This is a genomic window from Porphyromonas uenonis 60-3, from assembly GCF_000174775.1.
Taxonomy (GTDB): domain Bacteria; phylum Bacteroidota; class Bacteroidia; order Bacteroidales; family Porphyromonadaceae; genus Porphyromonas; species Porphyromonas uenonis_A.
Genome location: NZ_ACLR01000221.1, coordinates 13,693 through 39,149 on the forward strand (window position 1 = coordinate 13,693; position 25,457 = coordinate 39,149).

Below are 25,457 nucleotides of genomic sequence, written 5' to 3' on the forward strand. Positions count from 1 at the left end.
GTTTTCGAATGAAGAAGGTAGTTTTCGTCCTCCTGCTCGTTATCGCGGGACAATGGCTTAGCGCACAGGAAGGCGCTTATGAAGTTAAGGGGAGCGTCTCCGACAGTAGCGGAGAGTCGATCATCGGTGCTACGATCACGCTACAGAGCGACACGACAGCGACGACGCTGACGGGTGCGGTGAGCAATGAGCAGGGAGCTTATGCACTACGGCTGCCCGCTTGTGGTGCCTATCTCATAGAGGTGCGCTGTATCGGCTACAAGACGCAGCAACAGAGGGTGACGATCACTCAGCCTACCACGCAGTTGGACTTCACACTAGAGGAAAACAGCGTTGAGCTCTCTGAGGTTGAGGTGGTCGCCAAGCACACGAAGCTGCAGTCGAATGGCAATATCCGTGTACAGTTTAAGGGCAATCCAGTGACCAAGGGAAAGTCTATGTCGGAAGCCCTGCGCTTCATTCCCTCCGTTGAGGTGACTGGTAACCAGCTCCTACTCAACGGCAAGGAGGACAACCTTATCTACATCGGAGACCAGCAGATTACGTTGCAACAGCTGAACTCGATACCGACCTCTATGATAGACCACATTGAGGTGGTGCCTAATCCAGGCGTTTCGCTAGGACAGCAGATCAAGGGCGGAATCATCTACATCACGCTAAGGACTGAGGCGGGACTTCTTGGATCGGTGAGCTTGCGGACGCAGTTTGACCAGAGAGGCATTGTCGATGTGGGGCCCACGCTCTTCCTACAGTACACCAAGGCTGGTGTCTCGCTATACAACACGCTACGTGGTGGTGGGGGACGCTACACTACGCTGTATGAGCGACAAAACAAGCGCCAGGGCGAAGCCTCTAGTCTCGTCACCACGATGAGCGACAGCAAGAAGAGGGACTATGCCGTGCTGGACAACTTCGGCGTTAAGTATCAGATCAATAAGCAGCACACGCTGGGCGTCTTTGGCGGTGTGATGTACGACCGTCCCAAGGAGGAGACGCTTCTAAAGGATGGCGCAGGGCAAACGCTCCTGACACAAGGGTACGACCAGCGCATTCTGAATCTCAATGGCGGTGTGAGCTATGCCGCACGGCTGGCCATATGTGAGGGGCTGAGCATCGCCTCTACAGTGAGCTATAGCCACTCGCAGAGCGATGGCTCGGCTTACTACTCGACCAATGAGGGGGAGCTGGCAGAGAGCAAGAGCAGGACGCACTATCTGACCTTTCACCCAAGAGCCACACTGGTCTTTGCGGGAGGCAATCAGCTCACAGGTGGGGTCTCTTATAACTATGGGCTGGACGACAACGATGCGGGCGGGGTGAGTAGTGGCACGTTGCCTCAGATCATTCATCGGCAGTTTGCGATTTTAGGCTTTGACTTTTCGCCTTATCTAGAGTACAGCAAGATGTTGACCCAGCGGCTCTACCTACAGGCGGGCTTGCGCTACCAGACGACGGTGGTGCACTACCGAGACTTACTCAATGCGCAGAACGATTACACTGTGCCAAATCGGGGGCTTTATCCTAACCTGCTCCTGCAGTATATGCTTAACCCCGCGAAGGCTTCGGGGATAGGCGTGGCATACCGCCATTTCTTCTCGCTACCCAACTACGGTTACTATTCGCCCGTGGCGACTTACCTGACGAAGAATCTCTACAGCATCGGTAATCAGCGACTTAAGCAGGAAACATTTGACGAGGCGGAGGTCAACTACTTCCTCAACCGTGACTGGCAGTTCACCTATCGGGTGCGCTACGGTCGCAACATCATTCAGATCATGACCTATAAGGACGAGAGTGCTCCCGACCTTTACTATACACAGCCGAGCAATGTGGGAAGTCGCTGGAGCCACTACGCATCGGGGACGTTCAATAAGAGTCTCTTCCCCTTCTGGCGAACGAATAATATCCTCTACCTACGCTATGATCAAGAGCAAATGCCTGGGCGGTCGGTACAAAGCTTCTCGGTGGGTGGCACCTCAACGCATCAGTTTACTATCACCAAGATGGTTGGTCTGAGCGTAGCCTTCAGTGGTGAGACAGCTCGCCAGCAGCTCGGCTACACGCTCGGCGGTCGCTACGGGCTGGACTTAGGTTGCTATGCCTCCCTACTGCATGATCAGCTGCAGCTCAGTCTCTCGCTGAGCAATCTCCTCCACAGTCGGGATCGGATCACGATGAGGATGGGGGATACGACCGAGCAGCTTCGTCTCGATCTCTCGCCACGTCGGCGACTGGCGCTGACCATCTCGTATGCCTTCTCGGCTGGTGATCGGGTCAAGCCCGTACGCACCGAAAGCGCAGCGACGCTCTCACTCGAGCGACCTGTCTTGTAGCAGCGCAGTTTGTCGGTGCATTCCTGTAGCGGGCTACACGTTGGATCGTTACTCGTGAGATTTGTAGAGTTGAATCTACGGCTTCTCAACCAGTTGCTCTTACAAGGAGGAAAATCGTACCTTTGCGAAAAGGATCCTAATCCTGTTGATAAATGAGCTTGCAGTAGTAATGCGAATAGGTGTAGTAGACTTGTTTTGTGGCATAGGAGGACTGAGCTATGGTCTTAGAGAGGCAGGACTTCAAATCTTGGCTGGCTATGACCTTGATCAAACCTGTGCTTTCGCCTATGAAAGGAATAACAATGCTCAGTTTATCTACAAGGACATTCGGTTGGTTTCGGGCAAAGAAGTTTCAACGCTTCTAGCAGAAACGGATGTTAAAGTCTTAGCAGGCTGTGCTCCTTGTCAGCCATTTTCTTCTTATGCATTCAAGAGCAAGAAGAAAGATCCTAACAAGTATGATTTGCTGTACGAATTTGGACGTTTAGTAAAAGAAGTACAGCCTGATCTGGTGACGATGGAGAACGTCTCTCAGATTTTGACTTTTAAGGAAAAACCCGTTTTAGAAGACTTTGTCTCCTTGTTGAAAGACGAAGGCTATTTCGTCTATATGAATAAGATATTCTGTCCAGATTATGGAATCCCTCAAAATAGAAAACGTTTGGTCCTGTTAGCATCTAAGTTTGGTGAGATAAGTCTGATTCCTCCGACTCATAAGCCATCGAATTACCTCACAGTAAAAGATGCTATTGGGGACTTACCCGCTCTTAGAGCTGGGGAGGTTGACAGGTACGATCCCCTTCATCGATCCAAGTCATTGTCTCCACTCAATCTAAAACGTATCCAACGCACCCCTTATGGAGGTGGTTGGCAAGATTGGCCAGAAGACTTACGTCTAGAGTGTCATAAGAGAGAAAATGGCAAAAGCTTTGGTAGTGTATATGGGAGAATGGTATGGGAGAAGCCTGCACCCACAATGACAACTCTCTGTACTGGGTATGGTAATGGTCGTTTTGGACACCCAACGCAAGATAGAGCTATCTCTATAAGAGAAGCCGCATTACTCCAGACTTTTCCCAAGTCCTATCAGTTCTTTTCTGACGAAAAAGACGTTTCTATAACTAAAGCCTCAAGATACATTGGTAATGCCGTTCCTCCGAAGTTAGGAGAGGTTATTGGTAATAGCATTATCAAGCATCTATTTCACAGTAAAAACGCCGTATGAATACTTCCTATACATTCAACATTTCATTAAGTGTCCTCAATCACTTAGGACGAAACCTTTACAGAAGCTTCATCACCATATTGGGCGAGGCTATATCTAATGCTTGGGATGCAGATGCCAAGCGTGTTTCTATTACGATAGATCGCGACAAGAGTTTATTGATTATCAGAGATGATGGCATTGGGATGACTTCTAAAGATTTCCAAGACAAATTTCTGAAAATAGGATATTCAAAGCGCCAATCAGGCGATTCAAAAACGCCAGATGGTCGACCCTTTATCGGTCGCAAGGGCATTGGAAAGCTCGCCCTTTTGTCGTGTGCTAAAAAGATCTCCGTGATAACGAAGGCGTGTGGTTCAGATTGGGTTGGAGGTGTTATAGACAATTCGTCGCTGGATAAGGCTATTAGTGATGATATACCTTCTTCTGGTTATAAGCTAGGTGTACTCCCTCCTTCTATACTCACAAAGTATACATCTTCTTTTATAACGGAGGGCTCTGGCACAATCCTCATATTTGAAGACATTAATGAGGGTATTCGGAATAAAATTGAATATATTCGCCAGCAGATCGCTTTGTCCTTCCGGTTTTCGTTGCTTGATCCAAGCTTTTGCATAACTCTAAACGAGGTAGATGTTACAATAAATGACCTGCAAGAGCTGATAAACAACACTCAATTTCTCTGGAAAATAAACGAACAAACCAAAGACGAATATATTGTAAGGCTTGAAGAAAAGGCAACCCCTGAGTTTAGAACCAAAACTTTTGACGTAAATCAACTTCCCATCTCAGGCTTTATTGCTTCTATTCAAAAACCTTCAATGTTGACTATTCGAGGAGCTCAAGAAAAGGTTAGCTTGGATTTATATGTCAATGGACGACTGAGGGAAAAAGACATTTTGAGACATATCTCTTTCAGTCGAGTGGTGGAAAACTACCTATATGGGCAGATACACTACAATGACTTAGATGATGAAAAAGATAGATTTACAAGCAGTCGTGAAGGAGTTATTCCCAATGATGACAAATACAAAGCCTTGCTAGAGTGCCTCAAAGAAGAGGTGATGCCAAGTATTATTAATGATTGGGATAAATGGCGTCTAGAATTAAAGCAGGACGGAGATCCCGATAATACAACATCCCTGACTACTCGGGAGAGGAAATCCAAGGCTTTATTTGACGAGCTTTCAAGGGGATTTGTTAACGGAGTCCAGCCTACAACTCAACGCAAAATAGATGCCTGGATTCAGGATTTAGAGCCAGATGCAAAATTCAACTTGCCTGCGTATGGAGAATGCTTTTTAGCAGAAAATCTTCTCAGAAGGTATATTGAGGAACAACAGATTCCTCTCTCTTCCAAGCAGAACAACATTGAGAAATGGAGAAAAAATGCAATTGAGGCTCAAAATAAGGCTGGAATTAGCATTCGAATAAGAGAAATTGACACTGATATATATTATTACGACATGCAACTACTGTCCGAGTTATCTGATCCCGAAAGAGATAGAGGATCAAAAGCTTGTTTGTCTAGGGATGCTTTGACGTACAAGCCTATGCGAGATGCTATGGCTCATACCTCTCGACTAACAAAAGACGCACAAAATCTTCTTACAACAACTTTCGCAAACATCAAAGCTCGCCTTATCAAATTGCTTGGCAGCTCTTCTCAAAACGAGAGCTAGCCAAAAGTTTTGTCACGCCAAAAGCTTTGATTACCTTTGCACTGTGTAGAACCTGCCAAGCCTCTCAACGATGCTCAAATTGGCAGGTCGTTTTATTTTACACCTCTCATGAAAAGGTCATTTCACAAAGCCTGCTTTATCTATTGAAGAGCATACAGGCTAATTCCTATTTTGAGGTGCTGGGGGAGTGGGGTAGAGCTTTGGGGGCTATTTTGTATCTTTGCCTATCATAATTACTGCCGATTCCTATTCTACTTAATCCATAATGAAAAAGGTACGACTACATCGCGAGGGGGTGGGACTCCTCGTCTCTTTCTTCCTCATATTGACGTTGGCTTGCTGGGCAACCTTTGTCTTTGTGCCCTTTAAGGGGGTATTTATCTTGACCCTACTGGTGTCGCTCACGGTGATGGGGCTAGCGCTAAACTTCTTTCGCTTCCCCAGACGTAGCAATAGCGAGGCGGCCAATAGACGCCTCATCGTAGCGCCAGCCGATGGCAAGGTGGTGGTCATGGAGGAGGTCGAGGAGCCTGAACTGCTGGGACGTCGCTGTCTCAAGCTCTCAATCTTTATGTCGCTCTACAATGTACATGCTAACTGGGTCGCCTGCAATGGTACGATCACTCATGTGGAGCATCAGAGCGGTGCTTACTACAAGGCGTTTCTCCCTAAGAGTAGCGTGCTCAATGAGCGCTCGGCGGTGATCATTCGTACGGATGGTGGCCATGAGGTGCTAGAGCGTCAGATCGCTGGAGCTGTGGCACGACGTATTGTCACTTACCCGAAGGTGGGCGACGAGGTGACGGTCGAGGACTTCCTCGGCTTCATCAAGTTTGGCTCACGCATCGACCTTTACCTGCCTCTGGGTACGGAGATAGCGATCAAGATAGGCGACGAAGTGGTGGGCGGTGAGACAACGCTGGGCTATCTGCCCCAGTAGGCACGCTTCTTGCTGTATGAAGATCAAAACCTCGTTGTCATGATAAAACGACTAATCCCCAATCTCCTAACGCTGTGCAATATCCTCTCGGGTGCGGCAGCGATCATTTCGATCCTATATTATAAGGAGTACCAGATGGGTGCCATCTGGATTGCTGTGGGTGCTTTCTTTGACCTGCTCGATGGTATGGTAGCGCGGCTCTTGCATGCGACCTCTCCGATAGGCGCTGATCTAGACTCGCTCTCAGATGTGGTCACCTTTGGCCTAGCGCCTGCACTACTAGCTCTCTGCACGATGGAGGGGAGGCTCTTGGCAAGTGGCTACGTAGCGTCTACGGCTCTGATGATGTCGCTACCTTTTCTCTTGATCCTGCCGTTTGCAGCCTACCGCTTGGCACTCTTTAATAATGATACGGGGACGAGCAACTACTTCCGTGGGCTACCGGTGCCCGCCTCTGCGCTTTTGTGGATTGGCATCTCGCTCTCCTCTTGCGCCTGTGCGGTGGATACGCTTTCGCTAGTGACTAGCTATGGGCTACTCCTCCTCTCCTGTATCCTGATGGTGAGCCGTGTGCCGATGCTCTCGCTGAAGCATCTAGGTGCACAGATGAAAGCATCTCACGGTACGGTCATCCTCATCGCATGGGGCGCTATCCTAGTCCCGGCGGGCTGTATCTATATGTGGCTGGGCTCCGTGGCGAGTACGCTACGCCTAGCGATGCTACTCTATATCATCGTCTCGCTTGCTATCGGTCGGCAGATCAAGAGCAATTCGGACGCGATTGATGCCACTCAACAATAACACCTTAATCTACACCTGATACATGGAATTCATACTTGGTCTGATCATCGTTATAGGGCTTGCGTACCTGCTCATTAGACGCTTTGCTTCTCGTATATTGTACTGGATGGTGAGACGCTACATACAGCAGGCTGACCCGCACACTAAGTCACGAAAAGCGCCACGCAAGGGGTGGCACTCGGCCGCTTCACAGCAAAGCTCCGCAGATGCACAGTCACAGCAGGGTAAGCTGGACATGAAGGATATAGCGAAGAAGAAGTTTGAGAAAGACCAAGGCGAGTACGTAGACTTTGAGGAGGAGTAAGCACTCTATTCAGTTATTACAAGGAAGTCTTGATTAGAACTTTGGGCTCTAGTCAAGACTTTTGATTTTGTTTATGGGCGGGGACGTGTGGCTAGATCTGTAGCTTGTAGCGCCCATCGGGCTGGAGCGAGACGGCGCCGTCGCTCTCGAGGAGGAAGAGTCGGAAGCTTACCTCGTCGACGCCCATGAGCGTCTGGTCACAGATAGCATCTATAGAGAGGCCATCACCGCTCTCTATGAGTAGGTCGAGGAGGGGACGTGTCTTAGGCTCTAGGCGAGCACGCAGAGCGTTGAGCTTGCTCTCGTGAGACATGGAGCCGACGGCACTGCGCGCCTCATGGTCGGGCTTCTTCCACTCGAGGTCTTCGCAGAGGTGAGTGGCTGAGGTGATGAGCTTGGCGATATTGTTGTAGATAAGGTTGTTGCACCCTTCGTTTTCACGATCTGAGGGGCGTCCTGGGAGTGCGTAGACGGCACGGTCGTAGTCGAAGGCTTGGTGTGCCGTGATGAGCGAACCGCCACGCTCGGCAGACTGTCCGACGAGGGTCGCCTGCGTAAGCCCCGCCACGATACGATTGCGCAAGACGAACTGATGTCGCTGAGGCTTGACACCAGCAGGGTACTCGGAGAGTAAAGCTCCACCGTGAGATACGATGCTGCGAGCGAGGTTGCGGTGATTGCTCGGATAGATCATGTGAAGTCCGTGCGCCAGCACAGCAACGGTGGGCAAGCCCGCCTGCAGCGCCGCCTTGTGTGAGACAGCGTCTAGCCCAAGAGCCAGTCCGCTGACGATGGTCACGCTGTCGGTCACGCTGGGCAGATGGCTGATGATCGTCTGCAGATCCTCGACACCATGCTGCGAAGGTTTGCGCGTACCAACGACGCTGAGCGTCTGCTCCGCATGGAGTGGCGCTAGGTCGCCTAGATAAAAGAGTATCAGTGGCGCATCGGCACACTGTAGGAGTAGAGGTGGGTAGTCGGCATCGTAGATGCTGACCATTAGAATGCCTAGGTCGGCGGTGCGCTGTAGTAGCGCTTGCGTTTCCTCAAGCTTAGCCCGATCCCGTAGGAGCGGGTAGAGATGCGTGTAGACGTGGCTGTTGAGCCTTGCCAGAGCTTGTGGATCAGCCCATAGTGCTGTGGCTGATCCAGCAAACTCTATCAGATGGCGAGCGAGCTGTAGCGATACGCCCTTGAGCTGTGTCAAGGCATAGATACAGAGGTGCTCGCGACTTATCTCAGGCATAGGCTAGGTGGCGGGGACTACTGCTGGGCGAGCCACTCGTAACCGTTGCGGAAGAACTGTATCCACGGTGAGACCTGATCCTCCTGGCGACGCTCCTCGGGGTAGAAGCTACACTGCCAGGTGAGCGTAGCACGCTCAGGGTGAGGCATCATAGCTAGGTGACGGCCATCGCTACTGCAAAGTGCTGCGATGCCACGCTCAGAACCATTAGGATTGCCGGGATAGGTGTCGTAATGGTAGCGCGCTGCGATCTGCTCATCAGGTATCGTGGGGCAGACGAAGCGACCCTCGCCGTGAGCCACCCAGACACCGAGCTGACAGCCCTCGAGACCTTGTGTCAAGATAGCACCCGTGTCGGCTATGTCTACGGTTAGGAAGTTGGACTCAAACTTGTGCGAGGCGTTGTGCTCCAGCTTGAAGAGGCTTTCGCCCTGAGCATCCTTGCCGAGTAGCCCAAGCTGAGCCATGAGCTGACAGCCGTTGCAGATGCCGAGTGAGAGGGTGTCGGGACGAGCGTAGAAAGCTTCGATAGCCTTGCGAGCCCGCTCATTGTAAAGGATGCCCGCAGCCCAGCCCTTGGCAGAGCCTAAGACATCGGAGTGCGAGAAGCCTCCACAGTAAACGAGCATGCGAACGTCGGCTAGGTCGGTGCGTCCCTCGATGAGATCGGTCAGATGGACGTCCACCACGTCAAAGCCTGCGAGGTGCAGTGCGTAAGCCATTTCACGCTCACCGTTGGTGCCGTTGTCACGTAGGATAGCCGCCTTGATGCCAGATGCCTTCGTGCGATGAGGCTCTAGACCGAGACCCGCATAAGTGCCAGCGAAAGCGTGCGGGAAGCGCCACTGTACGGGCTGCTTGCCAAGGTTCTCGTAGCGACTCGTTGCTGGAGCTTCGCCACTCTGGAAGCAGTCTAGCAGGTAAGATTTGTTTGCCCAGCACTTGCGCGCGGCATCAATGTCGATCTCGTACGTTTTGCCCTCCTGATGGATCATCAGCAGGCGAGACTCGGTGGGTGCGCCTAGGTCGGCATAAGCGATCTCGTACTCCTCGAGGATACGCTTCGCCTGCTCTGCCTTAGAAACCTGTAGGATGACGCCCGGGTTCTCGCTATAAAGTGCCGTGACGAGGTCCACATTGGCGAGTGCGTCTAGGCTGATCTCAGCGCCACCCTGCGTATTGGCAAAGCACATCTCCAAGAGCGTCGTGACCATACCGCCTGCCGAGATGTCGTGACCAGCTAGGACTAACCCCTTATGGATCAACTCCTGAACGGCCTCAAAGGCGGTGGCGAAGTAGTCGGTGTCGCCGACTGTGGGGAAGCTGTCCCCCAGCTGTCCCAATGCTTGTGCCAAAGCTGAGCCACCGAGAGCCATCGGAGCAAAGCTAAAGTCTATGTAGAGCAGACGGCTCTGCTTAGCCGCCTTGAGCTCAGGCGTCACGATGCCCCTGACGTTACTCACGGGAGCTGCTGCGGTGATGATCAGTGTGCCTGGGCTCATCACCTGCTTTCCGTCGGGATACTTCTGCGTCATGGAGAGCGAGTCCTTGCCCGTCGGAATGTTGATCCCTAGATCTATGGCAAACTCGCTACAAGCCTGCACCGCCTGATAGAGACGTGCGTCCTCGCCCTTGTTGCGACAAGGCCACATCCAGTTAGCGCTGAGCGAGATGCCACGTATGCCACCCTCGATGGGCGCAAAGACAATGTTCGTCAGAGCCTCTGCGATAGCCATCCGAGAGCCAGCCCCAGCATCGATGAGTGCCACCTGAGGAGCATGTCCTACAGCAGTAGCCATACCGCTCTTGCCGTCATAGTCTAGTGCCATAGCACCGAGGTCGGAGAGCGGTAGCTGAAGTGCACCGACGCACTGTTGCTGTGCTACACGACCCGTCACGGAGCGGTCCACTTTGTTGGTCAACCAATCCTTAGAGGCGACCGCTTCGAGGGTCAATACTTTGTCTAGATACTGGCGCCAGAGCTCTTTGTCATAGCTTACTGGTGCAAATTGGTGAGCGACCGTCTCGTCTTCCATAACGGTCTTGGGCGACTGCCCCAGCAGGTCGGACACGGCTAAGTCAATGGCAGCGCGTCCCTCCCGCTCTGTGCTAAAGAGGAGGCGCTCATCGTCGGTCGTCTCGCCTACCTTATATATAGGGCTGCCCTCACGACGTGCTATCTGCTCCATCTGCGCGTATTCACGCTCCTGGATGAGCAGACCGACACGCTCTTGGCTCTCATTGCCGATGATCTCTCTAGCGGAGAGTGTCGGGTCACCTACGGGTAGTGCGTCAATGTCAATGCGTCCTCCCGTCTCCTCGATCAGCTCGGTGAGACAGTTCAAGTGTCCGCCAGCGCCGTGATCGTGGATGCTCACGATCGGGTTGTCGCCCTGCTCGCTGATGGAGCGGACCACGTTGAGGACACGCTTCTGCATCTCAGGGTTGGCACGCTGTACCGCATTAAGCTCTATACCGCTACTGTACTCGCCCGTAGCGACAGAGCTGACGGCACCGCCACCCATACCGATGCGGTAGTTGTCGCCACCGAGTAGTACGACCGTCTCGCCAGGTTGTGGCGTCTCCTTCTTAGCATCCTCTTGGGGAGCGTAGCCCATACCGCCAGCCAGCATGATCACCTTATCGTAGCCGTAGAGCGTACTGTCGGAGCTCTCCTGATGCTCGAAGGTCAGTAGCGAACCGTTGATCAGTGGCTGACCAAACTTATTGCCAAAGTCACTAGCGCCGTCGCTCGCTTTCGTCAGGATCTCTTGCGGAGACTGGTAAAGCCACGGACGTGGGGCTAGCTTGGCGGGGCTAAGCTTCTGATCCTTCTCTAGACGTGGGTAGGAGGTGATGTAGACGGCACTACCAGAGAGTGGTAGCGATCCCTTGCCACCACACATGCGGTCGCGGATCTCACCGCCCGAGCCAGTAGCCGCTCCGTTGAAGGGTTCGACCGTTGTGGGGAAGTTGTGTGTCTCAGCCTTTAGCGCTAAAACTGTATTGCGCTCCCGTAGTGTAAAGAGCGAGGGCTCCGTCGCGCTCGTTGGCGCAAACTGCCAGACGCGGGGACCCTTGACAAAAGCCACATTATCCTTGTAAGCCGATACGATGCCGTTGGGGTTCTCCTTGGAGGTTTGCTTGATCATCGCAAAGAGCGAATCGTTTTGTCGCAAACCATCGATGACGAATGTGCCGTTGAATATCTTATGACGGCAGTGCTCTGAGTTGACCTGTGAGAAGCCAAAGACCTCAGAGTCAGTCAGCGGGCGACCAATGCGTGCCGAGACGCCCTGTAGGTAAGCTATCTCTTCCTCGCTTAGGGCTAGTCCCTCCTCCTCGTTGTACACCTCCAGGTCCGTGATCTCACGGATCGGCTGTGGCTCAGCGGTCATGGCGAAGCTCTCCTGACCTAGCCCCTTGTAGATCGCTTGGAGCATCGGGTCGTAGTGTGGCTTCGCCTCGTGAGTACGTGTGAGCTGCTCAATACGATCGATGCCAGCGATGCGCATGTTTTGCGTTATCTCCACAGCGTTGGTGCTCCATGGGGTCACCTGCGTAGGACGGGGGCCCACAAAGGTTCCCTCGAGATGAGACTCGGGAGCCAGCTGCGCTCCGCCAAAGAGCCACGAGAGACGCTCGCAGGTCTCCTCGCTGAGAGCTGAGGTGTGTGAGACGGCATAAATCGTATCACCAAGGACAAAATAACTAATCATAGCGGGTGTTGTGTATAATGGGTCTGAAACTACTTACGTTGCAAATGTACGGAAATTAGCGCTGAGGGCAGTGGTTTAGACATAGAGTTGCCCAGCTTCGTTGAGCGTGGGAATGTGTATCGAGCAGTCTTGCTCGAGGCAAAGACGTAAGCTCTCGGGATAGCCACGCTGTATCAGACGCTGGTTGTGATCGCAATTGTAGAGGTAGTCGTAGAGATGGGCACGGTGCTGGCGGTACAGCTCTAGCGCTGTGCGGCTACTGTCGGTGAGTCGGTAGGTTGTGCCCAGCTCCTCTAGTTTGTCTAGGAGCGCTGCGCCGTAGAGCGTGTCCTCGATGCAGAAGCTGTTTTGCCAACCAGAAGCGAGTACCGTCACGGCACGCCCCGAAGCTTGGCAATGACGCGCCACGGCGGTGAGATTGCTAAAAGCGCCTACGATGATCTCCGCTGCGCCAGCCTCCCGAGCTGCGTGAATGGCTTGGGTACCGTTGGTCGTCGTGAAGACGATGCTACGTCCGCCGATCCGCTCAGCGGTAAACTCGGAGGGGTCGTTGCCCAGGTCAGCCCACGGGCAACGCATCGCATTACGCTCGGCAGCTACCACGTAGCCCTTGCCGAGGAAGCTCTCCGCCTCCTCGGTCGTCGCCACGGGAATGATCTCCTTAGCGCCATGGTCAAAGGCTGCCACCATCGAGGTGCCAGCACGCAGTATGTCCACCACGACCACCTCGCTGTCCTCCTGATGGTAGTAAGGGTAGAGCGCAGGGCAAGGACAAATGTCAAAAGTTACTTCTCTCATAAGTGTGTCTGCTCATTTATAGTTTAATGATGACCTCCTCGGAGTCCAAGTCTAGCAGTCGCATCACTCTAGCAATGCGGTCGATGAGGGCTTGCGTATTCAACGTCGCATTGATACAAATGCAGTCATCAGCAATGTCGCTCGTTTCCTTATAGCAGTCCTTATTATCTATTGTCTTGTAGAGGTGCTTATAGCTTACCTGCTTTGACTTCAAATCCTTCCAAAGGATTAGAGCATCGGCTCTCCCAAGAACCTCTTTTTGATTGTCAAACAAGATACTCTTGGCCTGAGGGTGTTGATCGAAGAGATTTTTGAAAAAGAGAAGTAAGAGCGTCCTCCAAGACTTGACTTCAATTTTACTGCCAAAGAGCACGACGGCTTTGGGCTTGCACCCCGTGAGGATTGTCGGATCAGACTCCAGTGGGTAGAAGAGCATCTCCGTCATTTGCTTGTCGGCGTCCCTCCAATTGTTAGCCAGCTTGTATTCATCGGGCAGTGCGAAGGTGTCTAGGAAGAGACTAACCATACGATTCTGATGGTCAAGGATGCTCTCCTCACACCACTGCTCATACTGACAGATATCATGGCTGTATCGTATGGTCGAGGTGGAGAGTTGTGCCTTCTTGTCGGCAAAAGACTTATTGCCCATCTCACTATTGAACTCCGTGAGTATGAGGTTGCCGATATTGTGCAGATAGTGCTGGTGCACCTCCTCAGCCTTCTCCTCGCCCAGCTCGGAGCACCACACCTCGTTGAGCGTCTGTGGCATAATATGCTCAATGGTGATTGCCTTATCCCTAAAAGGAACCGCCACCTTTGTCTGTCGCTCCTCCATCTTGCCTAAGATAAACTTGCTGTAGCTCCGCAGATCCTTGTAAAAAGCGATGCGCTCCAACGTATCTCGCACCTCCTTGTCATTGGGAAGACGTAGCTGGTAGAATTGTTTGGTTAAAACGTCCATGAGCGAAGTTTGCTGATTCGCTATGGCTGGAAGGTAAGAGGTCAGTAGGGGAATGTTCATATTCTCTCCGATAGTCAAGCTTAGAACACGTCGACGAATCAGATAGGTACGTATGCTCTTTAGGGTCTCTATCAGCAGGGCACCACTGATGGTGGTCGCTGGAGCCTTGGCTTGATACATGTGCAGTAGCTCTAGAACAACAGGCTTAAAGGCTTCGCTCGTGATATCTTCGAAGATGTTGCGCAGGAGCTCTCGGATGGTCTCGCTGTCCGGCGTTGCGTCCTCGTAGTGCGATGGGTCTATGATGCTTAGGTAGCACGGCACATAGGACTGTATGTCCTTTATAAAGGAGTCTCGGCTGGTGAAGGTCTGCTCGACAAACTCTTTGAACTGGTAGTATAGCTCTTTGGTATTGTTGTCGCTGACCACCTTGTAGGGCTTCTTGTCTCGGCACTGGAGGTAGTCGCGAAAAAACTTAGAGAGATAAGCTTCGCCGAGTGGCTTCTCTATCTTAGGCTGCCACACCTCATCATAAGCCTTAGTCTGCTCCTTGCTAGGCATCCCGAGTAAGATGTAGTTGCGGATCAGGTCCGACAGGGTGAGTGGCTTGCCGAGCGAATTGAGCGTCTCAAAGATAACCTGAGGATCCTCCCCCTTGTAGGGCCTCTCATCGAGCAGGATGGTGACCACGTTGATCCGCTGCAGAGCTGTGATGAAGTGCCGTATGGTCAGTCCCTCGTTCTGGAGCTTAGGGGTCAAGAGCCTGATGAAGAGCTTGTATGCGTTGGTTACTTTACCAGGGATTGTCTCCTCATCGCCTCTCACCAGTGCTCGATAAGCTTCGAAGTCTGCCGTGACCTGCTTGAGCTTGACACGATCTTCAAATGAGGAGTTGCTACTGGTTAGCAATGTATTGGTTATGCTCGCCTTCTCTTGTGGATCAGTAGCGAGGTCGCGCAGAGCGATGCAGAAGAGGAGCGAGGTGGTGAGTCGCTGCTGTCCGTCGATGATGACATTGAGATTGATAAAGGAGCCCGTCGGCTCTGACTTGTAGACGAGAGTCCCGAAGAAGTGTTCTTGCTTATCTTTCTGCCTTGGGGTCTAGCTCGGAGCGAACTAGTCTCATGACATCATCGAAGAAACGATATATCTGCTCCTTCTCCCAGGAGTAAGCTCTCTGGTAAGGAGGTATAAAGAATAGAGAGGTGTCAGGACTAAGAGCGTTAAAAATGGAAGTATCTGATGCCTTCATCGGATGGATTAGCGAATTGGTAGGAGAGTAGGTTGTATTGTCAAAGCCCTCCACGAGTGAGGGTGAGTTGCTCAGTGGAGGGCTTTGTTTAGCGTGCTGCTTGTAGCTTAGCGCAGCATGTGATTACTTGCGGAAAGGGGGCTTGACCACCTTAGCCTCGAGGTTACGCTTGCGGACGGCGATGTAGATCTTGCTGTCTATCTTGCTGTACTCCGTAGAGACGTAGCCCATACCGATGCCAACCTTGAGTGCGGGAGACATAGTACCAGAGGTGACGACGCCGATCTTCTCACCAGCCTCGTTGACTATGTCGTAGTGCTGACGGGGGATGCCCTTGTCGACCATCTCAAAGGCAACGAGCTTGCGTGTTACGCCCTCAGCCTTCTGCTTGAGTAGCGCCTCACGACCCACGAGAGCGGGCTTATTGTCCGTAAGCTTGGTGATCCAGCCTAGGCCACTCTCTAGTGCTGTGTGCTGATCGTCGATATCATTGCCGTAGAGGCAGAAACCAGCCTCCAGACGGAGCGTATCGCGTGCACCCAGACCAGCTGGCATGATGCCCTCGGGCTTGCCAGCCTCAAAGATAGCGTCCCATATCTTGTCGGCATACTGAGGAAAGAAGTAAAGCTCGAAGCCTCCGCAACCCGTGTAGCCCGTATTAGAGATGATCACGTTAGGGCAGTCTGCGAAGGTGCCTACCTTAAAGTGGTAGTAAGGGATGTCGAGTAGATTGATGTCCGTCAGACGCTGTAGGACTTGTGTTGCCTTGGGTCCCTGTACGGCTAGCTGTCCGACCTTGGCAGAGCCATCCTCTAGGTCAGCGCCCATATCGTTTTGCTTGAGGCACCACGCCCAGTCCTTGACCACGTTGGCAGCGTTGGGTACGAGCATGTACTTGTCCTCCTCGTAGCGATATACGAGGAAGTCGTCTAGCAGTGTGCCCTGCTCCGTCGTGAAGCAGCTGTACTGTATCTGACCCACCTCCAGCTTGGAGGCATCGTTGCTTGATACTTTCTGTAGGAATTCGAGAGCCTTCGGTCCCTTGACCCAAAACTCTCCCATGTGTGACACGTCAAAGACGCCGACGCCGTTGATCACATTCATATGCTCCTCAAGGATCCCCGTAGGGTACTCGATAGGCATATTGTAGCCTGCGAAGTCGTGCATCTTAGCACCCAGTGCTATGTGTCGCTCTGTAAATGGAGTAGTCTTCATAATGGTATGATGTTATTGATTGATCTGTATTAAAAGTGAGCTAAGCTCGTTCGTTCCCCAAAGATAGTGAAAATGGAGATACTAACCTTTTAGAAGTAAAAAACAACCTGGCAGAAAGCACTCAAAATGTGTGGTGCTCTACACTTATACCCTTCCGAGGTTGTGGCTTATACGACAGAGGAATAGAGACTTCTGAGGTGTATGTGTCACACGTTGTTAACATCTTTGGAGTACTTTTGCGAGTGAAACCAATCTTCTCAAACTCGTATGAGACATCTTACTAAGCTCGTCTTACTTATCATTACCCTTGCATTTACCGCTTATCTAAATGCTCGGTTGAATGCTCAGGAGCCCTTTACACAAGAGGTGCGCGGAGAGGTCATCTCCGCAGTTCCTGACGACACGATCGTTGGAGCTTCGATCATATTAGTCGGTAGTGATCCACTCGTAGGGACAACGACGGGCTCGGATCAGAAGTTCTCTCTACGGCTACCTGTAGGGCGTAGCTCTCTGCAGATTAGTTGTGTAGGTTATGAGTCTCAGGAGGTAGATCTCCTCGTTGTCGCAGGCAAGCAGAGCGTGCTGCATATAACCTTGACTCCGTCAGATACCAAGCTCGATGCTGTGGTTGTGACAGCTCCGTATGACAAGAGTACTCCTACGAATAGGCTTAGCCTAGCTGGAGCGCGTAGCTTTAGCGTCGATGAGGCGTATCGCTTTGCTGCTTCTCTAGGAGATCCAGCTCGTATGGTGCGTAGCTTCGCTGGTATCATGCCGGTCAACGACTCTCGCAACGATATCATCATACGAGGTAATTCGCCCTCTGGGGTGCAGTGGATCCTAGATGGTATCGAGATTAGCAATCCCAATCACTTCAATACAGGTGTCGGTATGACTGGAGGTCAGGTGAGCTATCTCAACACTAATCTGCTGACGAACTCGGACTTTCACCTGAGTGCTTGGCCAGCTCCTTATGGCAATGCGCTCTCGGGTATCTTTGACTTGCGTCTACGTCGTGGCAATCTCGAGCGACATGAGTTCTGGCTACAGTCAGGCTTCGGGGGGCTAGAGTTAGGGGCTGAGGGCTACCTGCGCAAGGGGAGTCAATCGTCTTACCTTGCTTCTTATCGCTACTCCGTTCCTGACATCATGCATGCTCTAGGCTTTAAGATGCCAGTGGTGCCACGCTATCAAGACTTCACGACGAAGCTTCACTTTGACCTAGGACAGGGGCATACGCTCTCTTTCGTCGGACTATTTAGCAAGAGTCACATACACTTTGCCACAAACGAGCTGGGAGACAGTTTTGAATATGCCGACTATGACTTTAGTAAGCTATCCTACGCACAGCGCATAGCGGTCAATGCGACAGCCTACATAGCAGGGCTGACACACAGTGTCCAGTTTTCTTCCCATACGTCACTCCGTACGCAGCTCTCCTTCGTTCGCTCTGATACGAGCGTGCCTGTTGATACGATGGACCTGAGAGGATACAAGCAGTCTCCACAGTGGCATCTCTTGTGGTCGGAGATGGCACAGGAGAATAGGTGGACCCTACACTCTGATCTTACATGGCATCCTACTCGGGAGGGCTTGCTCGTGGCGGGAGTCCGAGGCGATCTTTTTGATGCGCACTACTTGGAGCAGGCGGCTGATGGTACGTTTGCTCAAGGTGTGCGGACAATTGCTGAGGAGAGCCCACTCTATGGCTTGATCCGAGCCTATGGACAGTACCGTCAGCGCCTAGGAGACTACTGGACAGCTACAGCGGGACTACATAGTATGTGCCTTACGATCAATGATCACTATGCTATCGAGCCCCGTATGGGTGTGCAGTATCAGCCAGCTCGCTCTCACACGATCGGTCTTGCTGCGGGACTGTATAGTCAGATGCTCCCTCGCTCCTTCTACTTCATCCGTTACTATGGACCGCAGGGTATCGAATATCGTAATAAGCGGGTTGACTTCACACGTAGTGCGCAGGTGGATCTTTACTATGACTGGGCTTTTGCGCCCAACTGGCATGCTAAGATAGAGGGATACTATCAGGAGCTATACAAAGTGCCTGTGGTCAATGATCCAAACTCTATATGGACGCTCCTAGAGATAGGGGGCGCTGGACAAAACTACATAGAGCGTCAGAGTGATCTAGTCAATAAAGGACGTGGTAGAAACTACGGCGTAGAGCTTACGGTGGAGAAGTTTTATAGCAATAACTACTACCTTCTCTTCAACGCTTCGCTCTACAGTTCGACCTATACGACAGGATTTCAGAAAGAGTGGTGGAGTACGGTCTTCGATGGTCGATACCTTGTCAATCTAACGGGTGGATATGAGTGGAAGTTGCCGAAGCACTGGGCGCTCTTTACCGATCTCAAGGCCTCCTATGCGGGGGGCATCCGCTACACCCCGATACGAGAAGATCTGTATAAGCAGAGCGGTCGCATAGAGCTTGACAAAACACAGGTCAATGCTCGTCAAGCCAAGGATTACCTCCGAGCAGACTTAAAGATAGGCGCTCGTCAGATAGGTCAGCGCATCACCCAGGAGTGGGCTGTGGATCTGCAGAATGTGACAAACCGTAAGAATGTCATGTCTCTCCTCTTCGATAAGGGTGAGTACTCGACGATGTACACGCAGGGCTTTATGCCGATGGTCACTTACAAGCTCTTTTTTTCTGTGAGATAACGAGGGGAGGCGGTCAGCTGCTTTGTGAAATCTCGTGGTCGGCTAAGTGGAAAGTTTTCATTACCTTTGCAGTAGTTCGTGAGACACCCTGATAGGGGGAGAGGTCTTGCTTTCGGACTCTTGGGGCATTAGCTCATCTGGCTAGAGCGCGACACTGGCAGTGTCGAGGTGATCGGTTCAAGTCCGATATGCTCCACTACGGGAGGATGGTACTGGGTTACGGTATCATCCTTTTTGTTTATGGTGATAGAGCGCTGTGAAAGTGCGGTTCGTTGCCTTTGTCAATGGAGACTTGCAGATTGAAAGCCATACTTACATAAAAAAGAGAAGTCCACACGACACGTACTCAGCGTACTGCGTGTGGACTTCAACTATTCGAAAGCTCTTGGCTTGCTATACTGTCACGTGGTGTGAGGTATAGCTTCTAGCGGGGTAGTACGCTTTGTGGCGACTTCCCTAGAGTCCATTGAACTGGTCAACGGAACTCTCCTAGAGCGGAACAGTGACCACGATGCTCATCTGAAGAGAGATGTGGGCTACGTGAGACGCTCCTATAAGGAGAGTAGGGTGGTAGTGGCTGGCCTTTTTCAACACACACTTAACCTATGACCAGTGGTACGCACCATACCTGTCTCTTCGTAGCGGATCCTCTTAGCTTTACGGTGTGAGGTTGTGGCCTCACCGTAGGACTCGCATCATGATTTGCTCGGGGTGGCAAGAGGATCTATTTGTCTATCTCCTAGTCTTGGGTAGACTGACTAGAACCTACAGCTGCTCCTCAAGTGATAAGTATGTACAGTGGTCGCTCTGCGCAGAGTCTGCGGTGACACAGACTGATCTAGTTCGCACGCACTAGTGTAGTGTGATATTAGGGACAGTGGCATAGACGAGAGCCTGCTGTATGCTTCCCCTTGTAGTGACGATCAGACGCCTAATAGATCTCGTATGGCACGGGTGCTATAGTAGCACGCATACCTTTATGGTACTCATAGAGATCGTAGTAGCAAGACATTGCTCAATCACTTTATCGAAAACGTTCCCCTATTTTAAAGTAAATGTCCTCCTATCTAGTCTCGTATGGGCATCCAAAGAGTCTCCTAGGTGCATTGCTGTGACCAAAGCTTTTTGACTCGGAAGATTGTGTCACAGCTACTTCTCGTCGAGAAAGCTGGTAGGCACTCAAGATGTCCCACATACTACGCATCGTGGTGTGATGCCTAGATGCATCGCTCGCATTGTAACATACATCTCCCGTCGCGCTCGACTAGGAGTAGCGAGGAGCGTACAGCTGGGGGAATAGGAGTCTCAGACTAGGATCTGAAAGTCGACGATTATTTCCTTATGCTATACCTCGTAGCGCTTCAAGCCTTGCAGGTCTTCTGACTTACCTCATACAGACATCCCTTCCCACACCAATTATACAAGGTGCAGTGGTTATGATGCCTGCTTTGCGAGGATTACAGCAGCGGGACTGTTCAGGAATTTCACCTGATTCCCTTTTAAGCCTTGAGGACTCCGAGACCCTACTCGAGGGTGAAGAAAGTGCTCTCAGCACAAAGCCACCACAAAGGTACGACAACTTTCCAAAATATCAAAGCGTCGACTTGCCTTTTTTGCGAAAAATGAAACTCTATCCTCGAGGGGATGTGTGGTGCGGGGAAAACTTTTTGCCGATTGCGGTAGATTGGGTACTTTTGCATTGGAGCTGGAGACAACTCTCTGAGCTTACGGTCGTATAGACCTCAATTCTAACTCTACAGAACGATAATAATATGAAGATAGCTATAGTAGGTGCCAGTGGGGCCGTGGGGCGTGAGTTCCTCCGTCTTTTGGAGCACCGTGACTTCCCAATTGATGAGCTGAGACTCTTTGGCTCGTCTCGCAGTGCGGGCAGTGAGATCACTTTCCGAGGTAAGGAGTACAAGATAAAGCTCCTAGCTCAAAACGATGACTTCAAGGATATTGACATCGCCTTCGTCTCTGCTGGTGGACAGACGGCACTAGACTTCGCCAGCACGATCACGAAGCATGGCGCTCTGATGATCGACAATTCGAGTGCCTTCCGTATGGATCCCGATGTGCCTCTGGTTGTGCCCGAGGTCAACGGCGCTGATGCGCTACACCCAGCTAAGAGAATCATTGCTAACCCGAACTGCAGCACGATCCAGATGATCGTGGCGCTGGCTCCAATTCATGCGCTGAGTCCGATAGAGCGTGTGCATGTGGCTACCTACCAAGCTGCGAGCGGTGCGGGTCATGATGCGATGCTTGAGCTGGAGGGGCAGGTGCGTGACCAAGCGATGGGCAAGCCACTGCAGACGAAGGCTTTCGGCAATCAACTCCTATATAATCTCATTCCGCAGATTGACATCTTTACGGACAATGACTATACGAAGGAGGAGATGAAGATGTACAATGAGACCTGCAAGATCCTGCACAACGATGAGATACGTGTCAGTGCCACCTGCGTGCGTGTCCCAGTCCTGCGTGCCCACAGCGAGGCTATCTGGGTGAAGTGTGCTGAGCCGCTCACGGTGGAGGCGGTGCGCGAGGCGATGTCGCAGCAGAAGGGGCTACTCCTGATGGACGATCCCGCCAAGCGTAGCTACCCGATGCCCCTACATTGCTCTATGCAAGAGCCAGTCTATGTGGGACGTCTGAGGGCTGACCTTGCCGAGCCAGGCTGTGTCACTTTCTGGTGCGTGGCTGACCAGATTATGAAGGGGGCTGCGCTTAATGCTATTCAGATTGCTGAGTACCTGATTCAGGAAGGTGCTTTTGCTAAGTAAAGTCTTAATCCATTAGAGTGCATATGGAGCAAACGAGCGAGAGCAATCCGCAGGAGCTAGTCGCCTTTCTCACGCTGTGCAAGGACTACTGCGCGCTCATAGAGCATGCGTCTGAGTATAGTCGTGCGGACTTTGTAAGGCGTACCTACGGCTATTTGCCAGAGATCTTTAGCTACTTATCGCAGATGCCAGCTACCTCTACGGAGGAGCTGGAGGAGTGGCTCACGGGCTACACGCAGATGATCTCGGATGAGACGGTGAGCTACTACGAGGAGCAGGTGCGTGCGCTACTGGGGGAGGAACTGGATCTCTTCCTCCACTACCCAGTGGGTGTGACGCAGGATGGCGAGCTACAGCCTGAGCGTCTCTCACGGCTCTTGGTACTGATCTACCGTGAGCTGGGTACGCCATTGCTGGTGCTTAGAGAGGATGCTGGCGAGCTACTCATTGCGACGCTCGCGATACTGCAATACGCTTTTGACACATACCTAGGCGATGCGCTCCTCTCTGCCCTGCGCGTGCTACACTATCACAAGAATAGCGAAGCTCTAGAGGAAGATACTGACTGCTGAACCACAGGAAGCATACATTATATAAAGAGTAAACAATCGTGCTGTCATCAATTACTAAAGAGGAGATAGGCAAACTAGCCAAAGCGACCTTCACAGGTGAAATCGTTGTCGTGGACTCGCTCCCGCAAGTGGAGTCTGCCGTAGCAGCTCTAGAGCAGTGTGCTATAATCGGTATGGACACAGAGTCTAAGCCTGTCTTTAAGAAGTATGAGCGTCAGTCGGTAGCACTTATTCAGCTGTCGAGCGAGAGTTGCTGCTACCTCTTTAGGATTAACAAGATAGGCATCCCGCCACGCCTACAGGGACTACTGGAGCGTGAGGACATACTCAAGGTGGGGCTAGACCTTTGCGGGGATCGGAGACAGTTGAGGAGGTTTTCGCCAGAGCTACATCCACAGGGCTTTGTAGACCTGCAGCGTCTCACACCTGCCTACGGTATCCACGACTTGGGTCTGCAAAAGATCTATGCGATACTCTTCGCTGAGAAGATTAGTAAGCGTGCTCAGCTAAGCAACTGGGAGGCGGCTACGCTAACGCCTGCGCAGCAAAGCTACGCTGCACTAGACGCATACGCTTGTCTCCGCATCTATCATCGTCTTGAGTCGGAGCCGATGCCACTACTGCACCACTTCGGACTCTGCCCCGAGCAACCATCCTAGGACTTTACCACAAGAGCTACAACCTACCACCACTCCTATGTATCAGTTATACCTCAAGCCTCATCGTGAGGAGCCTCTCCTCAGACACCATCCATGGGTCTTCTCAGGCGCACTGCAGCGCAGCAAGGAGAGCATACCGCTAGGCGCGACAGTGACTATCCTTAATCATGATGGCTCTCAGCGACTAGGTCAAGGCGTTTACGAGGGCGGTACGATAGCCGTCCGCATGCTGACCTTTGGCGAGGAGGAGATAGGGGAGTGGCGTGCCTTTTTTACCACACGTCTGAGCCAAGCGCTGCAGCTTCGCAAGACGCTCATCCAGAGCCAAGACGGGCGAACGACAAACTGCTGGCGTCTATGCTATGGCGAGAGCGACTTCATACCAGGGCTGGTCATCGACATCTATCGAGAGGTGGCTGTGATACAGATACATGCGCTGAGTCTCTACCCGCTACGTCAGTTGATCGCTGAGGTGCTGTGCGAGCTCCCAGAGCTAGGCGTGCACTACGTCTACGACAAGTCTGTTGAGACGCTCCCAGCGCAGACACCTAGCGACTGGATTATGCCGAATGGCTACCTAGGCAAGGCGCCCTCGGCGGAGTATGATCGGACGGTGCAGGAGTACGGTTACAGTTTCCTGCCAGACTGGGAGCGAGGACAGAAGACTGGCTTCTTCGTAGACCAGCGTGACAACAGACGTCTTGTCGAGTCGTACGCTCGGGGGCGCAATGTCCTCAACATCTGCTGCTACTCGGGGGGCTTCTCCGTCTATGCTCTCGGAGGGGGTGCTCAGCGCGTCGTCTCGATAGACAGCTCTGCACGAGCTATCTCACTTTGCGAGGAGAGTGTGGCGATCAACTTCTCTTCAGATCCAGAGACGCTGCAGAGGCACGAGGCAGTCGTGGCTGATGCTTTCGACTATCTCTCTGCGATTGAGCCAGGAGCCTACGACCTGATCGTCTTAGATCCACCAGCTTTTGTCAAGCAACGCAACCATAAGCAGCAAGGTCTGGGAGGGTACCGCCGATTGAACGAATCAGCCCTCAGAGCGATCGCCCATGGTGGACTGCTCTTCACCTTTAGCTGCTCGCAGGCCGTCACGATGGAGGAGTTTACCCTAGCGGTGATGACGGCTGCCACGCTGGCGGGGCGAGAGGTGCGTATCCTCAAGCGTTTGGGGCAAAGTCCCTGTCATCCGATCAACATCTTTTACCCAGAGGGGGAGTATCTCAAGGGATTGCTCCTCTACGTCTCTTGATCCATGCCCTCTAAGTCCAAAGAGTCTAGCTCAGACCTACTCTCGCCACAGACGACCAGTGCCGTGGCTGGCGGTATTGACTGCGAGCAACTCTTTGCCTTGATGACGCAACAGCTCACCCTTGTCGTTGATACGAGACGATCGGGCAAGCTTTACAGTCTTCTGCAGAAAGAGCTAGAGGCTCCGACCGATCATCTCAAGTATCTGCAGACAGAGGGGCTACACTGGCTACATCGTGCGGCTCGTCACGACTCGCTCCCTGCGATAGACTACTTAGTTAAGCTCTATCAGCCACACTCCGACAGGACTGCGCAAAACTGTCTGAGGCGCTACCTGCGCCAGAGGGTAGCCCTGCGGGGAAATGTGGAGGATCTGTACGCTCTGGCACTACACTTGACGAGCCCGCAGACGGGACTAAGGAAGAACTACCGAGAGGCGAGCGACTACTTGCGTATGGCGATTCAGCTAGGCCATCCGAAGTCTCATCTCCTCTTAGCGCAAATGTATCAGAGAGGCTTGGGCGTAGTGCGTAGTCACGAGCAATATCTCTATCACTTAGAGACGGCTGCCGAGGCGGGGCTCGTGGAGGCTCAGATAGCACTCGCAAGAGCTTACGCACAGGATGGACTCTTCGCTCAGATGGAGCGGGTGGAGTACTGGCTCACGGTAGCCTTGAGGCAAGATGCGCCCGAAGCGTGCTACCTGCTCGGCAAGCTGTGGTATCACCAAGATGGGGACTGCTACAGCTCTCGTGTCGTCTCCTTGTGGAAGCGAGCTGCTGAGGCCGGCATCCCCGAGGCGTGCTATGAGGTAGGGCGGATGCTCCTGACAGATCCGCTGCAACCCGCTCGTCGTACCGAGGCTATCCGCTACTTGTGCCAGGCAGCGCAGAGCGGGGTCTTTCTAGCCACCCAGCTACTCTATCGACATCATTATGACGCTAGTGGACGATACATCGGGATGCTTCGCGAGTCCCTCTCGGAGTATGTCGCTGAGGAGCAGATGCTCTTTTAAG

General features: G+C 52.3%; 17 protein-coding genes, 1 tRNA gene and 1 riboswitch. Of the genes, 13 read left to right on the forward strand and 5 right to left on the reverse strand.

Going from position 1 to position 25,457, the window contains the following annotated elements; translation table 11 throughout:
• Nucleotides 1-8 precede the first annotated feature (8 nt).
• From PORUE0001_RS08730 to PORUE0001_RS08755, 6 genes are all read left to right on the forward strand, one after another.
• A complete protein-coding gene (locus PORUE0001_RS08730) occupies nucleotides 9-2,333 on the forward strand; it encodes a TonB-dependent receptor (protein ID WP_007366095.1) in 2,325 nt (774 codons plus the stop codon).
• 169 nt (nucleotides 2,334-2,502) lie between these two features.
• Nucleotides 2,503-3,558 carry a DNA cytosine methyltransferase gene (locus tag PORUE0001_RS08735; RefSeq protein ID WP_007366083.1) on the forward strand — a complete coding sequence of 352 codons (1,056 nt, stop codon included), beginning with the start codon at nucleotides 2,503-2,505 and terminating at the stop codon, nucleotides 3,556-3,558.
• Nucleotides 3,555-5,240: an ATP-binding protein gene (locus PORUE0001_RS08740; RefSeq protein WP_007366081.1), complete on the forward strand. Its 1,686-nt coding sequence runs from the start codon at nucleotides 3,555-3,557 to the stop codon at nucleotides 5,238-5,240. Before PORUE0001_RS08735 ends, PORUE0001_RS08740 begins: the two co-directional genes overlap by 4 nt.
• Nucleotides 5,241-5,505: 265 nt before the next feature.
• Nucleotides 5,506-6,180 carry a phosphatidylserine decarboxylase family protein gene (locus PORUE0001_RS08745; RefSeq protein WP_007366099.1) on the forward strand — a complete coding sequence of 225 codons (675 nt, stop codon included), beginning with the start codon at nucleotides 5,506-5,508 and terminating at the stop codon, nucleotides 6,178-6,180.
• Nucleotides 6,181-6,219: 39 nt separating this feature from the next.
• Nucleotides 6,220-6,981 carry a CDP-alcohol phosphatidyltransferase family protein gene (locus PORUE0001_RS08750; protein ID WP_007366104.1) on the forward strand — a complete coding sequence of 254 codons (762 nt, stop codon included), beginning with the start codon at nucleotides 6,220-6,222 and terminating at the stop codon, nucleotides 6,979-6,981.
• 22 nt (nucleotides 6,982-7,003) lie between these two features.
• Nucleotides 7,004-7,285 carry a DUF4834 family protein gene (locus PORUE0001_RS08755; RefSeq protein WP_081454318.1) on the forward strand — a complete coding sequence of 94 codons (282 nt, stop codon included), beginning with the start codon at nucleotides 7,004-7,006 and terminating at the stop codon, nucleotides 7,283-7,285.
• A 91-nt stretch (nucleotides 7,286-7,376) separates the two neighbouring features.
• Here the strand turns inward: PORUE0001_RS08755 and dprA are convergent, their stop codons facing one another.
• From dprA to gcvT, 5 genes are all read right to left on the reverse strand, one after another.
• Nucleotides 7,377-8,531: a DNA-processing protein DprA gene (gene dprA, locus PORUE0001_RS08760; protein WP_007366094.1), complete on the reverse strand. Its 1,155-nt coding sequence runs from the start codon at nucleotides 8,529-8,531 to the stop codon at nucleotides 7,377-7,379.
• Nucleotides 8,532-8,548: 17 nt separating this feature from the next.
• Nucleotides 8,549-12,250, reverse strand: a complete 3,702-nt coding sequence (gene purL / locus PORUE0001_RS08765; protein ID WP_007366110.1) for a phosphoribosylformylglycinamidine synthase — start codon at nucleotides 12,248-12,250, stop codon at nucleotides 8,549-8,551.
• Between the two features lie 75 nt (nucleotides 12,251-12,325).
• On the reverse strand, nucleotides 12,326-13,048 hold the full coding sequence (locus PORUE0001_RS08770; RefSeq protein WP_007366106.1) for a 2-phosphosulfolactate phosphatase: 723 nt from the start codon (nucleotides 13,046-13,048) through the stop codon (nucleotides 12,326-12,328).
• 16 nt (nucleotides 13,049-13,064) lie between these two features.
• Complete coding sequence (locus tag PORUE0001_RS08775; protein ID WP_232501444.1) at nucleotides 13,065-15,035, reverse strand: DUF262 domain-containing protein; 1,971 nt, start codon at nucleotides 15,033-15,035, stop codon at nucleotides 13,065-13,067.
• A gap of 349 nt (nucleotides 15,036-15,384) precedes the next feature.
• Nucleotides 15,385-16,476 (reverse strand): glycine cleavage system aminomethyltransferase GcvT, encoded by a 1,092-nt coding sequence (gcvT, locus tag PORUE0001_RS08780; RefSeq protein ID WP_007366101.1) that lies wholly within the window; start codon nucleotides 16,474-16,476, stop codon nucleotides 15,385-15,387.
• 267 nt (nucleotides 16,477-16,743) lie between these two features.
• On the opposite strand from gcvT, the gene PORUE0001_RS08785 reads away from it, so the two are divergent.
• The 7 genes from PORUE0001_RS08785 (at nucleotide 16,744) to PORUE0001_RS08815 (ending at nucleotide 25,456) form a co-directional block, all read left to right on the forward strand.
• Nucleotides 16,744-19,164, forward strand: a complete 2,421-nt coding sequence (locus PORUE0001_RS08785; RefSeq protein ID WP_007366105.1) for a TonB-dependent receptor — start codon at nucleotides 16,744-16,746, stop codon at nucleotides 19,162-19,164.
• Nucleotides 19,165-19,286: 122 nt separating this feature from the next.
• Nucleotides 19,287-19,360, forward strand: a tRNA-Ala gene (locus tag PORUE0001_RS08790).
• A gap of 1,155 nt (nucleotides 19,361-20,515) precedes the next feature.
• Nucleotides 20,516-20,699: riboswitch (cobalamin riboswitch) on the reverse strand.
• A 237-nt stretch (nucleotides 20,700-20,936) separates the two neighbouring features.
• On the forward strand, nucleotides 20,937-21,953 hold the full coding sequence (locus PORUE0001_RS08795; RefSeq protein ID WP_007366107.1) for an aspartate-semialdehyde dehydrogenase: 1,017 nt from the start codon (nucleotides 20,937-20,939) through the stop codon (nucleotides 21,951-21,953).
• A gap of 23 nt (nucleotides 21,954-21,976) precedes the next feature.
• Nucleotides 21,977-22,525 (forward strand): DUF5063 domain-containing protein, encoded by a 549-nt coding sequence (locus PORUE0001_RS08800; protein WP_007366079.1) that lies wholly within the window; start codon nucleotides 21,977-21,979, stop codon nucleotides 22,523-22,525.
• Between the two features lie 38 nt (nucleotides 22,526-22,563).
• The gene (locus PORUE0001_RS08805) at nucleotides 22,564-23,184 is read left to right on the forward strand and encodes a 3'-5' exonuclease (protein WP_007366111.1); all 621 of its coding nucleotides are present in this window, start codon (nucleotides 22,564-22,566) and stop codon (nucleotides 23,182-23,184) included.
• Between the two features lie 37 nt (nucleotides 23,185-23,221).
• Complete coding sequence (locus tag PORUE0001_RS08810; RefSeq protein ID WP_007366082.1) at nucleotides 23,222-24,442, forward strand: class I SAM-dependent rRNA methyltransferase; 1,221 nt, start codon at nucleotides 23,222-23,224, stop codon at nucleotides 24,440-24,442.
• A 3-nt stretch (nucleotides 24,443-24,445) separates the two neighbouring features.
• Nucleotides 24,446-25,456: a tetratricopeptide repeat protein gene (locus PORUE0001_RS08815; RefSeq protein ID WP_007366089.1), complete on the forward strand. Its 1,011-nt coding sequence runs from the start codon at nucleotides 24,446-24,448 to the stop codon at nucleotides 25,454-25,456.
• Nucleotide 25,457: the final 1 nt, after the last annotated feature.

Excerpts from the sequence above, each read along its gene's own strand:
- PORUE0001_RS08730 (WP_007366095.1), top strand. The coding sequence starts at position 9 with ATGAAGAAGGTAGTTTTCGTCCTCCTGCTCGTTATCGCGGGACAATGG.
- PORUE0001_RS08735 (WP_007366083.1), top strand. The coding sequence starts at position 2,503 with ATGCGAATAGGTGTAGTAGACTTGTTTTGTGGCATAGGAGGACTGAGC.
- PORUE0001_RS08740 (WP_007366081.1), top strand. The coding sequence starts at position 3,555 with ATGAATACTTCCTATACATTCAACATTTCATTAAGTGTCCTCAATCAC.
- PORUE0001_RS08745 (WP_007366099.1), top strand. The coding sequence starts at position 5,506 with ATGAAAAAGGTACGACTACATCGCGAGGGGGTGGGACTCCTCGTCTCT.
- PORUE0001_RS08750 (WP_007366104.1), top strand. The coding sequence starts at position 6,220 with ATGATAAAACGACTAATCCCCAATCTCCTAACGCTGTGCAATATCCTC.
- PORUE0001_RS08755 (WP_081454318.1), top strand. The coding sequence starts at position 7,004 with ATGGAATTCATACTTGGTCTGATCATCGTTATAGGGCTTGCGTACCTG.
- dprA (WP_007366094.1), bottom strand. The coding sequence starts at position 8,531 with ATGCCTGAGATAAGTCGCGAGCACCTCTGTATCTATGCCTTGACACAG.
- purL (WP_007366110.1), bottom strand. The coding sequence starts at position 12,250 with ATGATTAGTTATTTTGTCCTTGGTGATACGATTTATGCCGTCTCACAC.
- PORUE0001_RS08770 (WP_007366106.1), bottom strand. The coding sequence starts at position 13,048 with ATGAGAGAAGTAACTTTTGACATTTGTCCTTGCCCTGCGCTCTACCCT.
- gcvT (WP_007366101.1), bottom strand. The coding sequence starts at position 16,476 with ATGAAGACTACTCCATTTACAGAGCGACACATAGCACTGGGTGCTAAG.
- PORUE0001_RS08785 (WP_007366105.1), top strand. The coding sequence starts at position 16,744 with ATGAGACATCTTACTAAGCTCGTCTTACTTATCATTACCCTTGCATTT.
- PORUE0001_RS08795 (WP_007366107.1), top strand. The coding sequence starts at position 20,937 with ATGAAGATAGCTATAGTAGGTGCCAGTGGGGCCGTGGGGCGTGAGTTC.
- PORUE0001_RS08800 (WP_007366079.1), top strand. The coding sequence starts at position 21,977 with ATGGAGCAAACGAGCGAGAGCAATCCGCAGGAGCTAGTCGCCTTTCTC.
- PORUE0001_RS08810 (WP_007366082.1), top strand. The coding sequence starts at position 23,222 with ATGTATCAGTTATACCTCAAGCCTCATCGTGAGGAGCCTCTCCTCAGA.
- PORUE0001_RS08815 (WP_007366089.1), top strand. The coding sequence starts at position 24,446 with ATGCCCTCTAAGTCCAAAGAGTCTAGCTCAGACCTACTCTCGCCACAG.